Below are 15872 nucleotides of genomic sequence, written 5' to 3'. Positions count from 1 at the left end.
TTATGAGGGCATTACGTCTATTTTAAAGCATCTGTCAATGCATTTCAAAGGAGAACGGTTACCGTTAGGTATGGATTCACATTTGCAGCATTTGATGGGATTACTTAGGCCAAAGTAAAAATCTTATATACGGAAAGAGGTCTTTATACCATGACGATGTATCGGCAGGTCCAGAAGGCGAGAAAGCAGCAGGAAACCTGATTGGTGGCGTGAAAAACCCGTATCTGCAGTCCTCCGACTGGGGATGGCAGATCGATCCGATCGGCCTGCGTGTTACACTGAATACGTTTTATGATCGCTATCAAAAGCCGCTGTTCATCGTGGAAAATGGCTTGGGTGCATATGATAAGGTGGAGGAAGATGGCTCTGTGCATGACACATATCGCATTGATTACTTGCGTCAGCATATTGCCCAAATGAAGGAAGCGATTGCCGACGGTGTTGATCTGATTGGTTACACCAGCTGGGGCCCTATCGACCTCGTGAGCATGTCTACTTCCGAAATGTCCAAGCGCTACGGATTTATTTACGTTGATCTGGATGATGACGGAAACGGAACGCTCAAACGCTCCAAAAAAGACTCTTTTAACTGGTATAAAAATGTGATAGCAACCAATGGTGAAGAATTGTAATTTCATATCGTCTCGGGCGGGTATAGCAGAGGACATCCTAAGGATGCGATCTGCTGTACCCGCTTTTTTGATAGACTCAATAATAATATTTCAGAGGGCTTCACAAACTTTTCACTTGTAATAAGCTGAAAGTTTTCTGTATAATGAATAAAAATTTCATATGTCTGGTTGATGTTTGCGGGAGATGGAACGAAAGTTCCGACCGAAGGGGCAAAACTCTCAGGTGCTTAGGCTGTTTACAGCCACAAGCGGGGACCGTAAACGGACAGAACTCTGGAGAGACCCTTAATTGGGCGCCGAAGGTGCACCGCAGAGAACATCTGCTTAAACTCTCAGGCAAAAGGACAGAGACGCGAATAACCTGTGACAGGGAATGCCCTAGGCTTTTTTATGAGCTATTAGAGGCAGAAACCTGCACATGATGGTTGTATTTTTTCGTGCCTTTAACCTCTCCAGGAGTCGAATCAGCTGATTTGACTCTTTTTTGTTTTCTAATATGCTGGAGGAGCGGGTTGAAATGAATTTGGTACATGTGTTAGAAGCGATTAGCAGTTGGATATGGGGGGCGCCTCTCATCATTCTTGTCATGGGAACGGGGTTGTGGCTGACCATACGTCTGAAAATGTTGCAGGTATTCCGCCTGCCCCTGGCGATCAAGCTGATCGGTAAGGCCCCGAATGAAGGCAGCGGGGATGTAAGTAGTTTTGCGGCTTTGAGTACGGCGCTAGCGGCTACAGTTGGCACAGGAAGTATTGTCGGCGTAGCGACAGCCATTAAGCTGGGCGGGCCGGGTGCCTTGTTCTGGATGGTCGTTGCAGCCTTTTTTGGGATGGCGACGAAATATGCGGAAGGTGTACTTGCAGTAAAATACCGGGTGAAGGATCGGAATGGACAATTTTCCGGCGGCCCGATGTATTATATTGAGAAAGGTCTAGGACGTCGTTTTAAACCGCTGGCGATGCTGTTTGCTTTTTCGGGCATGCTGGTAGCGTTGTTCGGGATTGGAACGTTTCCGCAGGTCAAAGCGATTGTATCTTCGACGGAAAACAGTTTTGGCGTTCCGCCCATTGTAACGGCATTGATTATAGCTATCCTTACTGGACTGGTTACTATTGGAGGACTCAAAAGCATTGCCAAGGTATCGACGAAGGTCGTTCCTTTTAAAACAGGCTTGTACGTACTGATCTGTCTCATCGTACTGATTCGGTTTGCTGACCAGCTTCCTGCCGCAATTGCGCTGGTGCTCCATTCGGCATTTTCAACTACATCTGCAACGGGCGGATTTGCCGGAGCTACGATTATGCTGGCGATGCGAAGTGGGGTAGCCAGAGGTATTTTTGCCAATGAGGCCGGATTGGGGAGCGCACCGATTGCAGCCGCAGCTGCCAAAACCAAATGGCCTGCGGAGCAAGGGCTGATTTCCATGACAGGCGTGTTTATTGATACGATGGTTATTTGTGTGATGACCGGGTTGACGCTACTGGTTAGCGGTGTATGGAGCGGGCCTACCGATGCGGGCCTGATGACTCAGCAAGCATTTTCCAGCGCATTCCCGCTGGGGGCAGAACTGCTCACAATTATTCTGATTATGTTCGCGTTCACCACCATGCTCGGCTGGAACTATTACGGGGAACGCTGTGTTGAATACTTACTTGGCGTCAAGTGGATTAAGCCATACCGTTATCTGTTCATTCTACTCGTTGGCGGGGGCGCGTTCATTAAACTGGATGCGATTTGGCTGCTGGCAGATATCTTTAACGCAATGATGGCTTTCCCGAACCTGATTGCACTGCTCGGCTTATCAGGAATTGTCGTTGCAGAAACCCGAACCTATATGGATTCTCTGAATTCTAGTAAGAAAAAGGGCATTCTTGCAGGTGCCAGTGTAGGGGCAGCTATCCAAGTAGAAGAAAAGGGACACACGGTTAATTCATAAATTTCAAAAGGGAGTGCCCTCAGCCATCACAGGCTTGAGGACACTCCCTTTTAATTGTTATAACGATGCGCGTAAAATAGCTAAAATATCTTCTTGATTCAGCTTTTTATAATTACCGAAGCCTCCATATTCCATTTCACGGGCTGCAATGGTTGCGATTTTTTCCAATTGCTCATCATTAATATTGTAATCGGCCAGGGTGGAAGGGGCACCGAGACTTGTCCAGAATGCACTAAGACGGTCAATACCCTCCAAAGCGATTTCTCTATCTGTTTTATCTACGGTGTCTAAGTCAAACATGCTGAGCATCAGCCGTTTCATGCGTGCAGCATCCTGATCCACCGTATGTCTCATCCAGTTGGGGAATAGGATCGCCAGACCGCCAGCATGAGGAATATCATATACAGCAGATAATGCATGTTCAATCGTATGCGAAGCCCAGTCCCCGAAGTAGCCCATTTGCAGTGTTCCGTTAAGAGCAATCGTTCCGGCATATAAAATCGTTTCGCGATGCTCGTAGTTGTGCAAATCCTCCAACAGCTTAGGTGCAGTTTCGATTACGGTTTGCAGCACGGAAAAGCACATACGATCTTGCAACGGTGTATTTTTTACATTGTGAAAATACTGTTCAAATACATGGCTCATCATATCCACCATGCCATATACCGTCTGATCACGTGGCACAGAGAAGGTGTTTTTTGGGTCCAGAATTGAGAATTTCGGATGCGTCACCGCGCTGCCCCATACGTATTTTTCGTTTGTTTCCCAGTTGGTGATAACAGAATCTGGATTCATTTCTGAACCGGTAGCGGCGAGTGTGAGGATGGTACCGAATGGCAGAGCCTGGGTAGGCATGTGCTTTTTGTTGATAATATCCCACACATCGCCGTCATATTCAGCCCCTGCTGCGATGGCTTTGGTGCAATCAATAACGCTTCCGCCGCCTACTGCAAGTAAGAAGTCGATTTTTTTGTTTCGGCAAATGTCGATGCCCTTCTTAACGGTGGACAACCGCGGATTCGGTTCTACGCCCGACAATTCATGAATGTTGAGATGTAGCGGCTGTAACGCGTTTAATACCTGGTCATATAGACCATTTCGTTTGACACTTCCGCCTCCATATATCAGCAAAATATTTTTGCCGTAATTCAACAGTTCCTGCTGCAGTTCTTCAATTTGATTGTCTCCAAAAATTAATTTGGTGGGGTTATAATATGTGAATTTGTTCATCTGGAAAGTTCCCCTCAGTTCATAGTTCATGTTCAAATCGTAAATCGCTTAACCTGATTGCTGTTGTATACCTAACCTCATCATGTAAGCTATTTGAAATGACGATTAACTATTATACATGAAATGAATAAAGGAATTCAAGTGAATCTAATCTTTGACCGCTCCAGCGGCAAGATCGGAAATAAACTGGCGGCTAATGAAAAGAAACAAAATAATAAGTGGCAGTACAGCAAGCAGGGTACCCGCAATGACCATCGCATAATCCGTATTGTAAATCCCGTTCAATTGTGACAGTGCAATCTGGAGCGTGAATTTACGTTCATCGGTTAAGACGATTAGCGGCCATAAATAATCATTCCAGGCTCCTATAAAGGTAAACGCGCCGAGAAAAGCGAACGCAGGACGTAGAATAGGCAGTGCTACATTCAAGTACAGCCGAAAAAAGCTGCATCCGTCCATCCGCCCCGCATCCAGCAGCTCCTTTGGAATGGATTCTTCCGCATATTGACGAATCCAGAAAATGCCGAAGGCATTTACCATCCCCGGGATAATAAGCGCTTTGAACGTACCTACCCACCCAAAGGTGGCCATCATGACAAAGGAGGGGACAAGCGAAAGTTGTGAAGGGACCATCATTGTAGCTAGCAGAACGATAAATAGCACTTTTTTGCCCGGAAAATCAAACTTGGCAAATGCAAAACCTGCCAGTGAATCGAAAAACAGAACCAATAAGGTAACAGAACCGGCTACAAAAAGGGTATTAAAAAAGGCTCCGGCAAAATTAATCTGCTGCAATACTCTCGTTATGTTATCCAAGAAGTGGCCGCCAAACCACAATTGCGGTGGAAAACGATAGATGTCTGAAGTTGTACGGGTTGCCATAACGATCAGCCAGTAAAATGGAAACATCGACAGGATGATTCCCACCAACAATCCGGCATATAAAACAAAGGATTTTGCACGTGTCTGCATCATGTTGTGAAGCTCCTTCCCATCGTTATTTTTTACCTTGAACGAGTTTCCAGTTGATGATGGAGAATAGAGCAATGATGAGGAACATACCCCATCCGACGGCTGCACCATATCCAAAATAGTTGTTAATGAACGACTCGCGGTACAGGTATAAAACGATGGTCATGCCACTTGCCCCGGCCCCCCCGTCATTACCGACCAGGACCTGTGGCTCGGTGAAGAGTTGCATACCGCCGATGGTGGACGTAATGACCGTAAACAGAATGACTGGGCGCAGCATGGGGATAGTGATGCGGAAAAAAGCTTGCGCTCCGGTTGCTCCGTCTATTTTGGCGGCCTCATACAGCACATGCGGAATACTCTGGAGTCCGGCCAGATAGATGATTGCGTTATAGCCCATCCATCTCCATACGACCATTGAAGAAATGGCAATTTGGATACCCCATGGCACATTCAGCCATTGAACCATGGGCAGCCCCAAGAGTTGTAGAAGGTAGTTGAGAAATCCGAAATTGTTGGCAAATAAGGCACCAAAGATGATGGCGACAGCCACAATAGACGTCACATTGGGCAGGAAGAATCCAACTCGCCATAAGGTGCGCATTTTCACAAATGGGGCATAAAGCAGAAAGGCAATAATCAGTGCGAAGAATAGCATTGGAATTGTTGCATACACCCAGATCACAAAGGTGTTGCCTACAGCCTGCCAAAATTCATGATCTGTTACAAGGTAGCGAAAGTTGCCCCAGCCGTTGTAGGTCATGTCTCCGATTCCGTCCCATTTGTGAAACGCCAGGTATAATGAAAAACCAATCGGAAACAGTCCAAAGATGCCAAACAGCAGATAAAACGGCGAGATCGCAGCATAAACGGCACGGTGCTTCCAGATTTCTCTCAGCATATTGTCCACACGCCTTTTTTGAATTTTGTTTTTTTATCGCTGTAATTCCCGTTCGATTCGTTCCATGGTTTCCGTCCATAATGCATCAGGATTAGCATCCTGCTTGGCAACATTAGCAAGGCGACGGGTCACAATGCCGTGGATGACAGGGTAGCGCTCGCCGAAATAGCTGCTTTTCACATGACGTGCGGAGGCGGCGAAGATGAGTCCGGTGGCCTGACCCCCAAAGAAAGGCTCGGGTGTCCCCATGATAGGATCGTCAAAGACGCCGGGAGTGGACGGGAACAGTCCGATTTTGTGGTAGGCTTCCAACTGGTGTTCCGGGTTTTGCAGCCAGGTCAGGACTTCAAAGGCTTCTTTGGGATGTTTGCTGGATTTGAGGATAGAAATGAACGAACCACCCAGGTTGCCGTCTCCTCCAGGAGCACGGGCGACTCTCCATTTGCCAGCTGTATCCGGCGCGGCCTCTGTGAGAACTTGCTTCATCCAAACAGCCCCTACAAAAGAGGCAATTTTGCCGTTATTGACCGAAGCGTTCCATTCGGGATTCCAGCCATCCGCATTGGCGAGCAGATGCTTCTTGTGGAAATCGACAGCGGTTTTCCAGCCCAGACGGATGTCAGGAGATTGATTGCCAATATAGCTGCCATCCGGCTTGAAGTAGAGGTTTGTATGCTGAGCGAGCACTTGATTGTAAACGTTTACAATATTATCAGCCAAAAACGAACGGCTTCCGAATTTCTGCTGAAGTTGTTCTCCGGCTGCCATGTAATCATCCCATGTGCGGATCGAGGCACTAACCTTTTCAGGATCACTAGGCAAGCCTGCTTGCTCAAATAGATCGCTTCGATAGAAGAGGGCAGTAGGCCCAGTATCCATGGGAAATGCAATCATTTTACCATCAGGAGTGATCCCCTGATTCCATTTCCATTCCAAATATTGATCTTTTAGGCGGTCTGCTCCGAGTTCCCTTAAATCATAAAAACGATCCGCACTAGGAAATAGCTCCACCATCCAGTCGTTCAGAGCTACGATGTCTGGTTCACCAGAACGAGCTGCGAGCGTTGTCTTCAGTTTAGCTTTGAAGTCACCACCTATTTTTTGAGTTTTTAATTCAATGTTGGGAAAGTGTTTTTCCGCTTGGGCGAGTAGTTCATCATCAATGGAGCGGTTCCAATACCATAATGTAAGCGTTATCTTTTTTTCGTTTGACAAATTAGTTTCAGATGATTGACTTTCAGAGAACGAGGGTCCACTACAAGCACTGAACATAGTGAGAAAAGTAAGACATAATACCAACCATTGTACTGTCTTCACATCATTTCCCTCCTTGCTGTCTGAGATAATCTGCCTGCTAAACAAGTTGTAAATGGTTTAGCTCCATCATATGAAGCTGTTACCCATTTATGTGCATTGCCTTAACCAAAAACAAAAAAATTGAAACGTTTATCCATAAAAAAAAGCACGTGCGTCTGTTATATGAAGAACGCACGTACTTAAGTTAGGGATTCAGTTCATGACATCAACCGCAGTATTTCATCTTTCAGAATTTCGGACCGAGTCCCGAAAATAACCTGCAGGGTACCGTTACCAAGCCTGATGATTCCCGACGCTCCGAGCTGCCTGAGAGCTTGATCGTTAACTACTTTGTCGTCTTTGACGACAAGACGCAGTCGTGTGATGCAGGCATCAATGCTTAGGATATTGTCCGAACCGCCGAGATAGGTTAGTACCCTGCCTGCCTGACTGGACGGAGTGTCGGATGTAGCGTTTGCTTTTTCATTGGGTACAGATTCGTTAGCCTCAGACAGGAGACTGTCTTCTTCATCATCTTCACGCCCAGGAGTTTTTAGGTTGAATTTGAGAATGATAAATCGGAACAGAAAGTAATAGATGAGGGCGAAGACAAGCCCGACCGGGATCATTCGCAATGGGTGAGTGGAGAGTTTCATATTGACCAAATAGTCAATGAGTCCTGCTGAAAAGGAAAAGCCCAGTTTGACATCCAATAGGTATACGACCAGGCCGCTCAGGCCTGTCAGCAGAGCATGAACGCCGTAAAGCAATGGTGCAATGAACATAAACGAAAATTCGAGGGGCTCGGTAATTCCGGTCAGGAACGATGCCAGCGCAGAACCGATGAAAATGGAAGCGACGGCTTTACGTTTTTCCGGCTTAGCCGTATGAATGAATGCGAGGGCTGCTGCTGGCAGAGCGAACATCATAATGGGGAAGAAGCCAGACATGAATATACCCGCCGATGTATCGCCTGCGAAAAAACGCGTCAGGTCACCATGAACGACCTCACCGGCAGCATTGGTGTAGTCACCAATTTGAAACCAAGCGATCGAGTTCAACACATGATGCAAACCGAGTGGGATCAGCAGCCGATTGGCAATCATGAATACCATTGAACCGATTCCGCCAAAGCCGACAATCCAGTTGCCGAAGGCTGCAATCCCATCTTGGATCGGACTCCAGATCATTCCGAACAGAATGGCCAGAATCATGGTCGTGAAGGCGGTAATCATGGGGACAAAACGTTTGCCCGAGAAGAAGCCAAGCCAATCCGGGAGCTGTATATTATGATATTTTTTAAACAGAAAAGCAGACCATCCACCGATAAAAACACCACCCAATACGCCCATGTCCAGCTTGACGTCGTCTGGGATATATATAAATATACCCGGCACTGCCGCCAAAATACGGGTCAACACCATATAGGCAATGACTGCCGATAATGCGGCTACTGCGTCGCCTGCCAGACCAATGGCAACACCAATGGAGAAAATGAGCGCCAGGTTACCGAAGATAGCCCCCGCCCCCTCGTTCAGAAAAGGAGTGACATAATGATTCAGAAATCCGCCAACTACGGGACCAAACGGTATATCCGTTTCATAATTAATCAGAGCTAATCCTTGCAAAATCCCTGCGGCGGGTAGAGTGGCTACTGGAAGCATTAACGACTTGCCGATTTTTTGCAGAAATTTCAGCATAACATTCTTCCCTTCTTCATCGAGTTTGGGAGTGTCGTATTCATCCTGAAATCCTTACTTGTGCCCATTTTTTTACATCATAAATCGGGGTATCTAACATGGTCAACGATTATTTTAAGCTATGAAATGACGTAAATCCGCAGTTGACATCGCTTACATGCTTATATAGTATCAAATTTAAGTTAATAATCGTGACGGAGACAAGAGAGCCACACAGACATCCCATGGTACAGCACAGGGTTGGTTTGTGATGGCTTTTCTTTTTTTGTGCGATGAAAGCGATCAAAATCGGGTGATCTATTGAGGAGGTAGGTTGTATGTCGCCATACGCAGCCGAATTCATAGGGACAATGATTCTTATTGCCCTAGGTGGCGGGGTGTGCGCAGGGGTGTCCCTGAAAAAGTCATTTGCTCACGCTTCCGGCTGGATTGTGATTGGAATGGGATGGGGGCTCGCGGTTGCTGTTGGGGTGTATGCAGTGGGTGAAATCAGCGGAGCGCATTTGAATCCGGCAGTAACACTGGCATTGGCATTTCAGGGTGTTTTTCCATGGCGGGATGTTCCCGGGTATATTGTGGCTCAGCTTCTTGGGGCCATGGCGGGTGCGATCATCGTCGTTTTGCATTATTGGCCTCACTGGAAAGAGACGGAGGACACAGCAACCAAACTCAGTGTATTTGCGACAGGACCGGCTATTGATCATCCGTTTGCCAACGTGCTTAGTGAAATGATAGGTACTTTCATCTTTGTGCTTGCTCTGCAGTCATTTGGTGCCAATTCATTTACAGGGGGCTTAAAACCGCTGATTGTGGGTTTTTTGGTTGTCAGTATCGGTTTATCCTTTGGAGGCACAACGGGCTATGCCATCAATCCAGCGAGAGATTTTGGGCCGCGTCTGATGCATTATTTACTACCGATTCCCGGTAAGGGAGCATCCAACTGGAAATATGCCTGGGTGCCCATTGTAGGGCCGCTGTTGGGTGGATCTTTCGCAGGGCTGTTTTATCAGGCTGTTTTTAAGGGGAGTGTGACTCCGGCTTTCTGGATTTTACTAGGGATCATCGTGATTGTACTCTTGATTATCTTCCGTATGAGTCGTACTTATAAAAATCATAAAACGGATCACAAACTTACAGCGTAAAAACGATGGATTTACACGGGGAGAGATGAACAATGGGAAAATATATTTTGTCACTAGATCAGGGAACGACAAGCTCAAGAGCGATTTTGTTCAATAGCGAGGGAGATGTAGTGTACTCGGCTCAGCGAGAATTTCCGCAATATTTTCCTCATCCCGGCTGGGTAGAGCAGAATGCGAATGAAATCTGGAGCTCTATTCTCGGAGTCATTGCCTCCTGTCTTTCCGAATCCGGTGTAAAAGCAAATCAAGTGGCTGCCATCGGCATTACCAATCAGCGAGAATCGGTGGCTGTGTGGGACAAAAATACAGGAGTGCCCGTATATAATGTACTCGTATGGCAATCACGCCAAACCTCGGACATCTGTGAAGAATTGAAGCGACAAGGGCACGAGGAACTGTTTCACAGCAAAACAGGGCTGCTGATCGACCCGTATTTTTCAGGCACTAAAGTAAAGTGGATACTGGACCATGTAGAGGGCGCGAGGGAAAAGGCGGAACGAGGTGACCTGTTATTCGGTACGATTGACTCGTGGCTGATCTGGAAACTATCCGGCGGAAAGGCACATGTGACGGACTACTCGAATGCAGCCAGGACGCTCATGTACAACATTTATGAGCTAAAGTGGGACGAAGAGCTGCTGGACATTCTGGGTGTTCCGAAAATCATGCTGCCTGAGGTAAGACCTTCTTCTGAGGTATATGCGCACACCGTGGATTATCATTTCTTCGGTCAGAATGTACCGATCGCCGGTGCAGCAGGTGACCAGCAAGCAGCCTTGTTCGGTCAGGCATGTTACGAAAAAGGGATGATCAAAAATACTTACGGCACAGGCTGCTTTATGCTAATGAATACGGGGGATCAGCCTGTTGAATCTAAACACGGCCTGATTACGACCATCGCTTGGGGACTGGAGGAAGGCAAAGTGCAATACGCACTCGAGGGGAGTGTGTTTGTAGCGGGGTCGGCGATCCAGTGGCTGCGAGACGGGCTGCGTATGTTCCGTGAAGCGAAGGACAGTGAGCCTTATGCCGCTCGTGTTTCGTCTACGGAAGGAGTGTATCTTGTCCCCGCTTTTGTCGGACTGGGGAGCCCCTACTGGGATAGCGAGGTGCGCGGAGCGATGTTCGGCCTGACACGAGGAACCACGAAGGAGCATTTTATCCGCGCCACATTGGAGTCACTCGCTTATCAGACCAAAGATGTGCTTACAGCCATGGAGATCGATTCAGGTATTGCGGTGAAGACGCTGCGGGTGGATGGAGGAGCTGTATTGAACAATTTTCTGATGCAATTCCAGAGCGATATTTTGGATGCGACAGTGGAGCGGCCAGTGATCCATGAGACGACGGCACTGGGGGCTGCATGTCTGGCAGGTTTGGCTATTGGATATTGGAAGAGTACGGATGAACTTCGTAAGCGGGTGAGGGTGGAAACCTCTTTTGCCCCGAATATGGATGAATCAACACGTGCAGGCTTGTATGAAGGCTGGAAAAAGGCTGTGAATGCGACGATGGCCTACAAGTAATGATTAAGCGATGGGTCTCTGAATATTAAACTGCAAAAAGATGACTTCTGAATCTTATCAGGAGTCATCTTTTTTAAGGCATGAGCTAACCTTTGACCTTCGTATGGTTCCAATGTTGGCCGGCTCCGCAGGAACTACGAATGACCAGTTCCGGCTCGACTTTAATACATTTGGTATCCATTTGTTTATTCATCAGGTCAAACAGCACCATAGCAGCTAGACGGCCTATTTTTTGCTTGTCTTGCTTAACAGTCGTCAGTGGAGGTTCGGTATAACGACAGGCTTCTATATCATCACATCCCACTACAGCAATATCCTCGGGTACCCTCAAGCCGCTTTCCTTGAAAGCACGTATGGCACCAAAGGCAAGCAGGTCGGTCGCCGCAAAAATAGCTTTTGGTAAATTTCCTTGCTGTATCCACGCCTTCGCGACCTGGTATCCATCTTCTGCCGCGTAGTCCTTACCATACACGACCCATTCAGGTCTAACATCAAGACTAAACCGTTTTAGTGAAGCGATAAAGGCCTCCTCTCTCTCTTTAATAACCAAGGAGGGGCGTTCAATGCCTATAAAACCCATGTCGCGGTATCCATTCATGTAAAAGTGCTCAACAACCTTCATTGAAATCTTCTGATTGTCGGACATAATGTAGCAAGAACTGGCTCCGGTTAGTTCAATATCGACACCGATACAGGGGATAGGGCTGGCATCGAGATCAAAAACACTCTTCTCCACTTCATCTCCAGCAATAATAATGCATCCGTCCACTGAAAAATATTTCGAGCGTGCCAAATAGTCCTCTCCATTATCCAGAAATTTCTCATTTGAAAAAAACAGCAGATCGTAACCGAGCAAGCCAATCTGTTTTTTGAAGACATTAATGATATCTACAAAAAAAGGATGACTAAAATCAACATTCAGCTTGCCAGCAAATATAACGCCTACCAGATTAGATTTTTTGGTAGCAAGCGTTTTAGCCGAGGAGGAGGGTCTATAGCCTGTTTCCTCCATGATTTTAAGTACCCGCTGCCGGGTTTCCTCACTGATGTCTGTGTAATTGTTAATGATTTTCGAAACCGTTGCTACTGAAACGCCTGCCATGCTAGCTATTGTTTTTATATTCATGGAATCCTCCGCAACTAAACTGATTTAGTTAAATTGACTTTGTTTTTCAAACTTAATGATTACTCGTATTCTATGCTACCTCATAGAAGTGAGTCAACCGTGCTAATAAAGGATGGTTCCTAATATTTTAAGGAGTAATAACGGTGATTTTTGTTTTATTTGATAATTTACAAATCTCTATTTACAAATACAGGCTATCCGATACATAATAGTAGCTGTAATTAACTAAACCGATTTCGTAAAGGTAAGTGCATTTATTCTAAGATTACAGGGGGAATTTTGCAATGCTGAAAAAGTGTTTTTCTTTACTTATTGTAACCGCTTTAATAATGGTGTTGGCCGCTTGCGGCAAAGGTGGTGAAGCTGGACAGAACGGGAATAGAAAGGTCACGTTAAAGATTATTCATTGGCAGCAGGAAAATATTAATAACTATATAAAGGAATTTAATAAAAAGTTTGAAGAGAAGTATCCCGATGTTCAGGTGGAGTATACGACGGTTCCTGCTGACTCGACTTATGATCAACTGATGCAAACGCGTATGAATGCTGGTTCAACCGGTGATGCAGACATTATTCCTCTGAAATTCAGCTTCGTAGGCGCACCGCAGGAATGGTCTAAGGGAGCAGCTGATCCGATGTGGAAGCAGTGGATTGAGGGAGGACTCATTGCAGATCTGTCGGATCAAGCTTTTATCAAAAACTATAATCCTACAGATGTCAAAAATGCTATGACCTATAACGACAAAGTATACGGTGTAAACATGGGAAAGGTGGCCCTGACAGGTCTGTTTTACAACAAAGAGATTTTTGAAAAATATAATCTTGCTGTGCCGACGACATGGGACGAACTGGTGAATGTGATAAAGGTACTCAAGGGTAATGGCGTAGAACCGCTTGGTTTTGGCGGTAAGGATGTATGGCCTATTAACCTTGCTGTCCAAGGGCTTCAAGCCTCTATCCATGATGATCAGCTGGAATATATCAAAGGGTTGTGGACAGGTAAGACGAAGCTGACAGACCCCGTCCAGCTTGAAGTGCTGGAAAAAACACAAGTTTTGATGAACAACGCCATTGGTGGATTTATGGGGATTGACTATGGAACCTTGCCAAGTCTGTTTGCTTCAGGGCGTGTAGCTATGATTGCGGATGGTACGTGGGATGCAACTACGATCCAGACAGCCAATCCAGAGCTGAAATTTGGTTATTTCCCGATTCCAGGCAGTAACGATCCGGCCAAAAATAAAAACCTTGCAGGCAAGTATGATATGACCTGGATGGTATTGGAGAAGTCGCCAAACAAGGATTATGCGATCAAATGGCTTGAAATGCTCTCCGAGAAGCAGAACTACACGGATTTTGTGAACGCTGCTGGATTTTTGCCAACACAATTTGATGTGAAGATAAGCAGCGACTTTGTTAATGAAATCCAGCCTTCACTAGAAAACTTTAAGCTCTCTTGGGATCAGATGTTTATCAATCGTAAGAATGTTGGACAGTACATTAAGGAAGCCAGCGTACACGCAGAATTTTTGGCGCCTGCTGGTCCGTTAAAAACGCCTTTGGAGCTTGCCCAGAAATCTCAGGCAGACTGGGATGCGGCGGCCCCTAAATAAATCTATAGATTTTACAGGGAAACAAATAGGCAACTGTAAAGCTCCCATAATAATGTGAAAAGGTGTGAGACCCATGTATCCCTTCGGAAAGGGTGCGGCCCGGATAATGCCCTATCTTTTGCTGAGTATTCCGGTGCTTCTCTATTTACTTCTTGGTTTTGGACCTTCTATGGTAACCGTGCTTTTTTCCTTTACAGATGCTACCGGGGTTCCGGGACAGACGTGGAATTTTATTGGATTCGAGAATTACACGACCTTTTTCACCTCCTCCGATTCTGGAGATCGTATCGCTTCCATTGGCCGCTCCTTATATTTTGCCGTAGCGGTGGTTGTGATTCAAAATGCAGTGGGGCTGTTCATGGCCATCCTTATTAATAAGAAGCTCAAAGGGGATGTATTATATCGCTCTGTATTTTTCCTACCCGTTGTGCTCGGGGTAACGGTATCCGGCCTGATCTGGCAGCTGCTTGCCAATCCGCTTGGGGGTCCTGCGCAAGCCTTGATGAACTTTTTTGGAACTAGCTCCAACTTCTTCGGGGATTACGATATTGCATTTGAATTGATTATTTTTGTGCAAATTTGGATGTACATGGGTTACTCGATGACTATTTTCTTAGCCGGACTCCAATCCATCCCCAGTGACTTATATGAAGCAGGGTATATGGACGGTGCCTCTGGATGGAAAGCGTTCAAAAATATTACCTTTCCGATGATTGCACCGTCCTTTACCGTCAATATGCTGCTGTCCATTATCGGCGCATTGCAGACCTTTGACATTATTTATGTGCTGACAGGTGGCAAATTCACACGACGACACTTGCGTTTGATGTATATGCAACAGCCTTTGGTACTGGGACGTCAGATTACGGCCTTGCTTCCGCAGTTGCTATGATCCAGTTCGTGTTCGTGTTTACGGTATCGATGATTGCCCTGTATTACTTACGTAGAAGAGAGGTGGAAATGTAATGAGCAGTAGCAAAGGAGCCAAAATAGTTAGCTACATCATCGTACTGCTCATGCTTTCGTTGTATGTATTCCCGCTTTTCTACCTTTTTAATGTATCGATGAAGACTCAAAGTGAGTATCTGATGGACCCTGTAGCTCTAGCCAAGAGCATACGCTTGGAGAATTTCATGGATGCTTGGGAAAAAGGAAACTTCTCTCAATACATGTGGAACAGCATTTTGTATACAGGCGTATCTACGTTATTAACACTGATTATATCCGTGTTTGCGGCTTTTCCGCTGGCGCGGGGATACGTTAAGTTTAGCACCTTCTTTTATGTGTTTTTCCTGATATCCATGTATCTCCCGAATCCGCTGATTCCGCAATTTGCTCTCATTAATAGTCTGGGACTTTACAATACCCAGCTTGGTTTTATTTTGCTGAAAACAACAGGTACCGGCATCGCTTTCCTGATGTTTGTGGGATATATCAAGTCTGTCTCCCGAGAGCTGGATGAAGCGGCTGCAATGGACGGGTGCGGATATTCACGATATTTGTTTACGATTCTTGTCCCGCTGATGAAGCCGGTGCTGGCAACAGGCATTATTTTGACAGCGATTGGGGCGTGGAATGACATTATAGGTCCTACTATTTATTTGTCTGATCCGGCGTATCAGCCAGTAACCAAGGGATTGTTCTCCTTCTACGGGCAATACATGAACAACTGGCCGCTGCTCGCTTGCGGCATTCTGATTGTTACATTACCGCTCGTGATTTTGTATATTTTCCTCCAGCGCTTTATTGTCGGCGGTGCAATGGCCGGAGCTGTGAAGTCTTGATTCCTGAAAGGATG

11 protein-coding genes, 2 pseudogenes and 2 riboswitches are annotated in these 15872 nt (G+C 46.2%); of the genes and pseudogenes, 7 read left to right on the top strand and 6 right to left on the bottom strand.

What is annotated here, in order from left to right; translation table 11 throughout:
* Positions 1-182: 182 nt before the first annotated feature.
* Positions 183-632 (top strand): annotated as a pseudogene (locus MKY35_RS20195) (family 1 glycosylhydrolase); the annotation flags it as partial.
* Positions 633-800: 168 nt separating this feature from the next.
* Positions 801-877, top strand: a riboswitch (glycine riboswitch).
* Between the two features lie 18 nt (positions 878-895).
* Positions 896-990: riboswitch (glycine riboswitch) on the top strand.
* A 159-nt stretch (positions 991-1149) separates the two neighbouring features.
* Positions 1150-2568, top strand: coding sequence for a sodium:alanine symporter family protein (locus MKY35_RS20190; RefSeq protein WP_342444659.1), 1419 nt, complete (start codon positions 1150-1152; stop codon positions 2566-2568).
* Between the two features lie 57 nt (positions 2569-2625).
* Here the strand turns inward: MKY35_RS20190 and MKY35_RS20185 are convergent, their stop codons facing one another.
* The 5 genes from MKY35_RS20185 to MKY35_RS20165 all read right to left on the bottom strand — a co-directional run bounded on the left by MKY35_RS20185 (position 2626) and on the right by MKY35_RS20165 (position 8667).
* Positions 2626-3798, bottom strand: a complete 1173-nt coding sequence (locus MKY35_RS20185) for an iron-containing alcohol dehydrogenase (RefSeq protein ID WP_341039887.1) — start codon at positions 3796-3798, stop codon at positions 2626-2628.
* Between the two features lie 147 nt (positions 3799-3945).
* Complete coding sequence (locus MKY35_RS20180; protein WP_029518391.1) at positions 3946-4773, bottom strand: carbohydrate ABC transporter permease; 828 nt, start codon at positions 4771-4773, stop codon at positions 3946-3948.
* Between the two features lie 22 nt (positions 4774-4795).
* A complete protein-coding gene (locus MKY35_RS20175; protein WP_342446676.1) occupies positions 4796-5671 on the bottom strand; it encodes a sugar ABC transporter permease in 876 nt (291 codons plus the stop codon).
* 33 nt (positions 5672-5704) lie between these two features.
* Entirely contained in the window at positions 5705-6988 is a 1284-nt protein-coding gene (locus MKY35_RS20170; protein ID WP_342444658.1) for an extracellular solute-binding protein, read from the bottom strand.
* A gap of 197 nt (positions 6989-7185) precedes the next feature.
* A complete protein-coding gene (locus MKY35_RS20165) occupies positions 7186-8667 on the bottom strand; it encodes a PTS transporter subunit EIIC (RefSeq protein WP_342444657.1) in 1482 nt (493 codons plus the stop codon).
* Between the two features lie 317 nt (positions 8668-8984).
* On the opposite strand from MKY35_RS20165, the gene MKY35_RS20160 reads away from it, so the two are divergent.
* Together MKY35_RS20160 and glpK are read left to right on the top strand one after the other, a co-directional pair.
* Positions 8985-9809, top strand: a complete 825-nt coding sequence (locus MKY35_RS20160; RefSeq protein ID WP_342444656.1) for an MIP/aquaporin family protein — start codon at positions 8985-8987, stop codon at positions 9807-9809.
* 32 nt (positions 9810-9841) lie between these two features.
* On the top strand, positions 9842-11335 hold the full coding sequence (gene glpK / locus MKY35_RS20155) for a glycerol kinase GlpK (RefSeq protein WP_342444655.1): 1494 nt from the start codon (positions 9842-9844) through the stop codon (positions 11333-11335).
* An 85-nt stretch (positions 11336-11420) separates the two neighbouring features.
* Here glpK and MKY35_RS20150 read toward each other — a convergent pair whose 3' ends face one another.
* Positions 11421-12461 (bottom strand): LacI family DNA-binding transcriptional regulator, encoded by a 1041-nt coding sequence (locus MKY35_RS20150; RefSeq protein WP_029518397.1) that lies wholly within the window; start codon positions 12459-12461, stop codon positions 11421-11423.
* Positions 12462-12745: 284 nt separating this feature from the next.
* Between MKY35_RS20150 and MKY35_RS20145 the strand changes: the two genes are divergently transcribed.
* From MKY35_RS20145 to MKY35_RS20135, 3 genes and pseudogenes are all read left to right on the top strand, one after another.
* Positions 12746-14074, top strand: coding sequence for an extracellular solute-binding protein (locus MKY35_RS20145; protein ID WP_342444654.1), 1329 nt, complete (start codon positions 12746-12748; stop codon positions 14072-14074).
* A 73-nt stretch (positions 14075-14147) separates the two neighbouring features.
* Positions 14148-15040 (top strand): annotated as a pseudogene (locus MKY35_RS20140) (sugar ABC transporter permease).
* Positions 15040-15858 (top strand): carbohydrate ABC transporter permease, encoded by an 819-nt coding sequence (locus MKY35_RS20135; RefSeq protein WP_322252956.1) that lies wholly within the window; start codon positions 15040-15042, stop codon positions 15856-15858. The pseudogene MKY35_RS20140 and the gene MKY35_RS20135 overlap by 1 nt, the downstream one beginning before the upstream one ends.
* Positions 15859-15872 lie beyond the last annotated feature (14 nt).

The organism is Paenibacillus sp. FSL L8-0638, from assembly GCF_038593075.1.
Taxonomy (GTDB): Bacteria; Bacillota; Bacilli; order Paenibacillales; family Paenibacillaceae; genus Paenibacillus; species Paenibacillus polymyxa_D.
This window is presented reverse-complemented; position numbering and strand designations above follow the sequence as displayed.